The organism is Kitasatospora indigofera (assembly GCF_014655955.1).
In the GTDB taxonomy this organism is placed as follows: Bacteria; Actinomycetota; Actinomycetes; order Streptomycetales; family Streptomycetaceae; genus Kitasatospora; species Kitasatospora indigofera.
In genome coordinates, this window is sequence record NZ_BNBO01000106.1 from 1 (window position 1) to 6,560 (window position 6,560).

Annotated in this window: 6 protein-coding genes; 2 read left to right on the forward strand and 4 right to left on the reverse strand. The window is 74.8% G+C overall.

Annotation, left to right across the window (positions count from 1 at the left end; genetic code table 11):
* Positions 1-259 precede the first annotated feature (259 nt).
* Both IE329_RS39355 and IE329_RS39360 read right to left on the reverse strand, forming a co-directional pair.
* Positions 260-1,312: a YihY/virulence factor BrkB family protein gene (locus IE329_RS39355; protein WP_190215872.1), complete on the reverse strand. Its 1,053-nt coding sequence runs from the start codon at positions 1,310-1,312 to the stop codon at positions 260-262.
* Between the two features lie 176 nt (positions 1,313-1,488).
* Entirely contained in the window at positions 1,489-2,991 is a 1,503-nt protein-coding gene (locus tag IE329_RS39360) for an MFS transporter (RefSeq protein ID WP_190215873.1), read from the reverse strand.
* A gap of 95 nt (positions 2,992-3,086) precedes the next feature.
* Between IE329_RS39360 and IE329_RS39365 the strand changes: the two genes are divergently transcribed.
* Positions 3,087-3,668 carry a TetR/AcrR family transcriptional regulator gene (locus tag IE329_RS39365; RefSeq protein WP_190215874.1) on the forward strand — a complete coding sequence of 194 codons (582 nt, stop codon included), beginning with the start codon at positions 3,087-3,089 and terminating at the stop codon, positions 3,666-3,668.
* A 255-nt stretch (positions 3,669-3,923) separates the two neighbouring features.
* On the opposite strand, the gene IE329_RS39370 is transcribed toward IE329_RS39365, so the two are convergent.
* Both IE329_RS39370 and IE329_RS39375 read right to left on the reverse strand, forming a co-directional pair.
* Positions 3,924-4,124: a hypothetical protein gene (locus IE329_RS39370; RefSeq protein ID WP_190215875.1), complete on the reverse strand. Its 201-nt coding sequence runs from the start codon at positions 4,122-4,124 to the stop codon at positions 3,924-3,926.
* 299 nt (positions 4,125-4,423) lie between these two features.
* Positions 4,424-4,891, reverse strand: coding sequence for a DUF5709 domain-containing protein (locus IE329_RS39375; protein WP_190215876.1), 468 nt, complete (start codon positions 4,889-4,891; stop codon positions 4,424-4,426).
* Between the two features lie 735 nt (positions 4,892-5,626).
* Between IE329_RS39375 and IE329_RS39380 the strand changes: the two genes are divergently transcribed.
* On the forward strand, positions 5,627-6,560 hold a 934-nt coding region (locus tag IE329_RS39380; RefSeq protein ID WP_190215877.1), incomplete at its 3' end, for a S1 family peptidase.

Sequence of the window (6,560 nt, forward strand, 5' to 3'; positions counted from 1 at the left end):
CGACTACGGCGTGGTCGGTGACCTCTTCACCGTCCTCCCGCAGCTCACCGCCGAGACGGCCGGCCGCAAGGGCTGACCTCGGCCGGGCGGCCCCGCGCCGCACGACCACGGCCCGCCCCCGGGAGCGCACTCCCGGGGGCGGGCCCTCGCCGTTGCGAGGCCGGTTGCGCGGCCGGTCGTGGGGGAGGGGCGCGGGCCGGTCGCGATGCCGGCCGCGGGGCCGGGTGAGCGCTTCGGTGGGGTCAGCACTCCGGCGGGGTCAGTGTTTGCGGCCGAGGGGCCAGGTGCTGGTGTCGCGCGGGGCCACGTACGGCTCCTCGCCCTCGGGGAGGCCGCCGGCGACGGCGCGGGCGCGGGAGAGTTCGGCGTCGAACTGGAGGCCGAGCAGGATCGCGAAGTTGGAGAGCCAGAGCCAGACCAGGAAGACGACGACTCCGGCGAGCGTCCCGTACGTGCGGTTGTAGGAACCGAAGGTGGCCACGTAGAAGGCGAACCCGGCGGACGCGGCCAGCCAGAGCAGCACCGAGAGCACGCTGCCGGGGGTCACCCAGCGGAAGCCGCGCCCGCGCACGTTGGGCGCCGCCCAGTACAGCAGCGCGATCATCAGCACCACGAGCAGTACCAGGACGGGCCACTTGGCCACCGTCCACACGGTGAGCGCGGTGGCGCCGATGCCCAGGGCCCGGCCGACCCGGTCCGCCAGCGGTCCGGTGAACACGACGATGACGGCGCTGGCGGCGAGCAGCACCATCAGCAGCACGGTCAGCCCGAGGCGCAGCGGGGTGAGCTTCCAGACCGGGCGGCCCTCGGCGATGTCGTAGACCGCGTTGGCGGAGCGGATGAAGGCGCCGACGTAGCCGGAGGCGGCCCAGACGGCCGCCGCCAGGCCCAGCAGGGCGAGGACCGAGCCGGAGGCGCCGGCCTGCTGCGGCTGGTCGACGGCCTCGCGCAGGATCTCCCGGGCCGGGCCCGGCGCGAGGCCCTGGAGGCCGTCGAGGATCCGCTCGGTCGCCGACCTGCCGATCACCCCGAGCAGCGAGACCAGCACGAGCAGCGCGGGGAAGACCGCCAGCACGCCGTAGTAGGTGAGGGCGGCGGCCCGGTCCGGGAGCTCGTCCGCCAGGCACTCCCGGCCGGTGCGCAGCAGGACGCTCCGCCAGGACCGCGCGGACAGCCCCGAGGGTGCGGCCGGGGCCTTGCGCAGCACCAGCGGCGACGGGCCGGGGCGGGCTCCCGTAGGGCCGGAGGGGCCGTCGGAGGTGTCGCCGGCGGTGTCGCCGGAGGGGTGCTCGGGTCTGGACGGGGATGCCATGGGAACCGTCTTTCCCGAACGGCGTTCCTGAACCGCACTCGGCCCCTGCATACGGACCTGCATACGGGCCCCTGCGTACGGCCCTGCGTACACGGCCCGGCGTACGGCCCCGGGCCGGGGGCGCCCGGCCGCGGTGGACCGCCAGGACGTACGCCCGGGGCGTCCGCGGTCCCGGTCTACCCGCCGGCCGGGGCGGCGTCCGCCCGGCCCGGCGGGCCGTCCGTGAGGTTCCGGGTGCGCAGGACCGCCCAGCCGACCAGCGCGGCGGCGGCCACGGTGAGCAGCAGGCCGGCGACGGTGACCGCCTCGTGGAACTGCGCGCTCTGCCGCGGGCTCCAGTGGCCCGCGGCGATGCCGCCGCCGAAGAGGGCCGCGAGCACGGTTCCGCAGACGGCGATCCCGACACCGGCGGTGACCTCGGTGGCGGTGTCGGTGAGCGCCGCCCCGATCGTGGTCCGGTCCTTCGGCAGGCCGCGGAGCACATTGACCCCGGCGACCACGCCGACCACCCGCATCCCGGCTGCCACGAGCACGAGGGCGACCGCCACCCAGGCGTACCCGAAGCGGCCCAGCAGGCTGTAGACGGCGAGTCCGGACACCACCGCCGTCGCGCTGAGGCGGGCGGCCCGGTCGAGACCGACGCGCCGCACGAACGGATTGACGAAGGCGCCGCCCGCCACGAGGACGACGACCTGCGGCAGCATCCCGACGGCCGCGAGGGCGGGCGTCCACCCCCGGTCGAGCTGCAGCTGCAGGGTCACCAGGTAGCCGAGCCCGGCGGTGGCCAGCCCGGCCGCGGCCTTGTAGGCCAGGCCGCTCGACACGAGGGGGCGGGCGACGAGCGCGAGGTCGAGGAGCGGATGGCGCGCCGAGCGCTCGCGCAGGAGGAAGAGGACGGCCGCGGTGGCGGCAGCGGCGGCGGTCGTCCACGGCTGCCAGGCCCGGACGCCCTCGGTCACGAACAGGGTGGGGGCGACCAGCGCCGGCACGATCGTCGCCGTCCCGAGCGCCGCGCCGAGGACGTCCACCGGTTCGCGGTGGAGGCCGGCCGGCTCGTCCGCGGCGATGCCCGCGCGGACGCCGACGGCCGCCAGCACCGCGATCGGCACGTTGACCAGCAGCAGCACCTGCCACGGGGCGACCGCGAGCACGAGGCCGCCGACCGTGGGGCCGATCGCGAGGCCGACCAGTCCCACGGTGGAGATCAGGGTCGCCGCGCGGACCCGCAGGCCGTCCTCCTCGAACAGCCGGAAGGCCAGCGCCATCGACCCCGGTGTCGTCATCGCCGCCGCGACGCCCGTCAGCGCGCGGACGGCGATCAGCTGCTCCGCGCTGGTGACGAACGCGGTCGCCAGGCTCGCCAGGCCGAGCAGCGTCAGGCCGACGAGCATGATCCGCCGCCGGCCGAACCGGTCGGCCGTCGCGCCGAGGGCGAGCATCAGCCCGCCGAAGGTGACCGCGTACGCGTTGGTCACCCACTGCAGCACGACCGTCGACGCGTGCAACTCGCGCCCGATCGTGGGCAGCGCGATGTTCAGCACCGAGGTGTCCAGCATTTCGAACAGGAAGACCGCCGAGAGTCCGGCCAGGGCCGGCCAGGCCGCGCGCAAGGATTCGGGCGGGCCGGCGGTGGGGTCCGCCGCCGCGGGTGCGGGTGCGATCCCGGGGGGAGTGCTCATCGACAGCCACCTAAGATATGGATTCGTATCTTACGGCTGCCAGGGTAGGGCGCTAGAATAAGATACGCAAACCTATCCTATTGAGGGAGGCACCCATGCCCGAGCGGCGCCGCGGGGCGGCACTGGAGAAGGCGCTCCTCGACGCGGCCTGGGAGGAACTCGCGGAGACCGGCTACGCCAGGTTCACCATGGAGGCCGTCGCCCGGCGCGCGGGCACCAGTCCCTCCGTCCTCTACCGCCGCTGGTCGGACCGCGACGACCTCGTCCGGGCGGCCACCGTCCACGTCCTGCGGGAGTACCGCCTCGACACCCCCGACACGGGCAGCCTGCGGGGGGACGTGCTCACCCTGATGCGGGAGATCAACGCGACCCGGGTCCAGTTCATCACCGTCATGGGCGCGCACCTGGCCGGCTACTACCGGGAGACCGGCACCAGCCCCGGTGACCTGCGCGATCCCCTGGTGACCGGGCGCGCGCAGGCCCTGGACGTGCTGTTCGACCGGGCCGTCGAACGCGGTGAGATCAAGCCGGAACCCCTCACCGAACGCGTCCGGTCACTGCCGTTCGACCTGCTGCGCCACGAGATCCTGATGACCTTCGCCCCCGTGCCCGACGACGTCCTTGAAGAGATCGTCGACACGGTCTTCCTCCCCCTGGTGCTCCCCCCGGCGCGCTGACCGCTCCGCCCACCGGGAGCGGCGGCGGCGCGCCGCCCGCATGCCGGGGGCCGCGTACGTCCATCCGGGGTACCCGGCGCGGCCGGGCACGTCCGAACGCCGGCGCGGACGCCCCCGGCCCCGGTCGGAACGGGGTCCGGGGCCGGGCGTCCGGCCGGCGCTCGGGAAGGGCACGGGGGGTGGGGGCTCACCGCCGCGCGGGCCGCGCGGCGCGGCCGTCCTCGGCGGGGGCCGGGTGGGCCGGCGGGGCCGGGGTCAGGGGAGCAGCCTGTCGAGGGCCGCCTTGCCCTCCGTGGCGAGCTTCTGCTCGGCCCAGGCGAGGTTCTTCGGGTTGAGGTCGCGGCCGGACGCCAGGACGATGTCCTCGGCCGTGACCGGGCCCTCGGTGCCCACGTGGAGCAGTGCGTCGGGCGTGATGCCCTCGGACGACCGGTTCGGGTCGGACTGAGTGTTCATACTGCCTCCTTGGTGCTTCTGCGGGTCGGCGGAGGCCGGGGCTGCCGGTCCTGACCGCCGGTGCTGCTGCTCGTGGGTACCGGGCCGCCCGCGCCGGGCGGCGGCTCTCGTACCGGTGCCCGCGGTGATCGGGCGGAGTCCCTCCGGCTCCGCCGCGCGGGATCCTCTCCATCGTCCATCCTCCGCCCGTCCCCGGCGGCCCGGCGGCTGCGTGTCGCCGTACGCGTGTTCCCCGATCGAGGGGATCCATGACACCGGGGCAGGGATCGCGGGTGCCGGAATCCGGCGCGGGGGCGGGGTCAGGGGAATTCGCCGTCGGCCGGGATGATGTGGACGGCGGCCTCCTCCGCGGAGGCGGCCGCGCCGTCGATGCCCACGTCCTCGGCGAAGGTGCTGGGATTGCGCCCCGAGGGGGCGGTCAGCCGGCCCGAGCGGGTGGCCCCGACCTCACCGTCCCGTGGCTCCCCGTCGGTGTCGGACACGTCGCCGATCCCGTCCCCGGGGTCGGCCGTGAAGTCCAGGGCCGGGTCCGGGAGCTCCTCGGACAACCGCTGGGCCAGGCTTTCCCCCGCACGTTGCTCCTCGGCCGTCGTCCCGACGCGCTCGACCGCGAGCGCGCGTTCCGGTGGCGACCAGCCCTCGTCGTACGGATCGGCCTCCCGCCCGGTGAGCGTGTCCTGGGCGTCCAGGATGCCGCTGTCGTCGACGATCTCGCCGCCGTCGGGCTGGTAGACGTCGTCGCCCCTCGCGCTGTCCGTCGCTGCCATGGCGTGCGTCCCTTCGTGCGAAACCCCCTGTGCGCTCCCGCGTGCCGGATCGGGGTGGACCGACCGCCGGGTCCCGTCCCCCGCGGTGGCGGGCCCGGTGGTCACCGGGGTGTCCGCCGTACCGTGCGGGGCGGGCGCCACGGCGCCCACCTCAAGGTTAGGCCGGTCGGTCCGGGCGGGCGCTCGCGGAGGGCCGGCGCGCCCGGCGCCGGGCGGGCCGAACGGGGTTCGCGGGCGGGTGCGGGAGGCGGTCCGGGCCGGTGCCGCCGGCCTGTCCCTCGGGGGGCGTGCGCGCCCGGGGGCTCGCACGACGAGCGCCACCGGTGGCCCGATGCCCCCGAGGGCCGCCGTCGGTGGCCCCGGCCGGTACGCGGGGGTCCCCGCCGAGCACCACCCGCAGGGCCCGGCGGTCCCCGCCGAGTACCACCGCCTGGCCCCCCCGGGTGCCCGCCCGCCGGTGCCCCCCGCGTACCGGCCGGGGCCGGCGGAGTCCCTTTCCCGTCAAAAAGCCGGCTCCGGACGGCTGCCCGGACGCGCGGCCCGGCCGATGGGCGCACGGGTGTGGTGAGGGGCGATGCCAGGGGCTCCCGATGCTCTCCGGAGCCCCGGAGCAAGGGAATTCGGCCGCGAGTTCGGTCCGCATGGTTGACCTCTTTGAAGTGGCCATGGCAGTTTCATGCGGGCGTGGGCGTCCGCAACCGGTCGGACGCCCCGTCATCCCCCACAAGGAGAGCCATGTTCAAGAGACTTGCCGCCGCATTCGGTGCGGCCGCGCTCGCCGCGGGAGTCCTGACCTGTGCCGCCACCCCGGCGCAGGCGGCAGCCCAGGCCGGCGACCTCACGGCCACCATCGCGTTGAGCAACTGCTCGGCCTCGCTGGTTCGTTACCCCTCCTCGGTGGACACCGACCGGGCCCTGATGCTCACCAACGGGCACTGCCTGCCGACGATGCCCTCCGCCGGCCAGGTCATCCAGAACACCAGCGCCAGCCGCAGCGGCACGCTGCTCAGCCCCTCCGGCGCCTCGCTCGGCACCGTCCAGGCGGACAAGGTCCTCTACGCGACCATGACGGGCACCGACGTCGCCCTGTACCAACTGACCGACACCTACGCGTCGATCACCACCAAGTACGCCACGACGGCGCTGACGATCAGTGACACCCACCCGGTCGACGGCTCCGCCATGTTCATACCGTCGTCCTACTGGAAGCAGACGTGGAACTGCTCCGTCAACGGGTTCGTCGGCACGCTGCGTGAGGACGAGTGGACCTGGCACGACTCGCTCCGCTACAGCACCGGCTGCAACACCACCCACGGCACCTCCGGCTCGCCGATCGTCGACGCCACCAGCAAGCGGGTCGTCGGCATCAACAACACCGGCAACGACGACGGCGCCATGTGCACGCTGAACAACCCGTGCGAGGTGGCCGCCGACGGCACCACCAAGGTCACCAAGGGCCAGAGCTACGGCCAGGAGACCTACTGGTTCACCACCTGCCTCGGGACGGGCCGGGTCATCGACCTCAACGTCAGCGGCTGCCTGCTCACCAAGCCGGCCGGCACCGCCGTCTCGGTGACCAACCCGGGGAACCAGTCCAGCACGGTCAACTCCTCGGCCAACCTGCAGATCGCGGCCTCCGGCGGCACCGCGCCGCTGACCTTCACCGCGA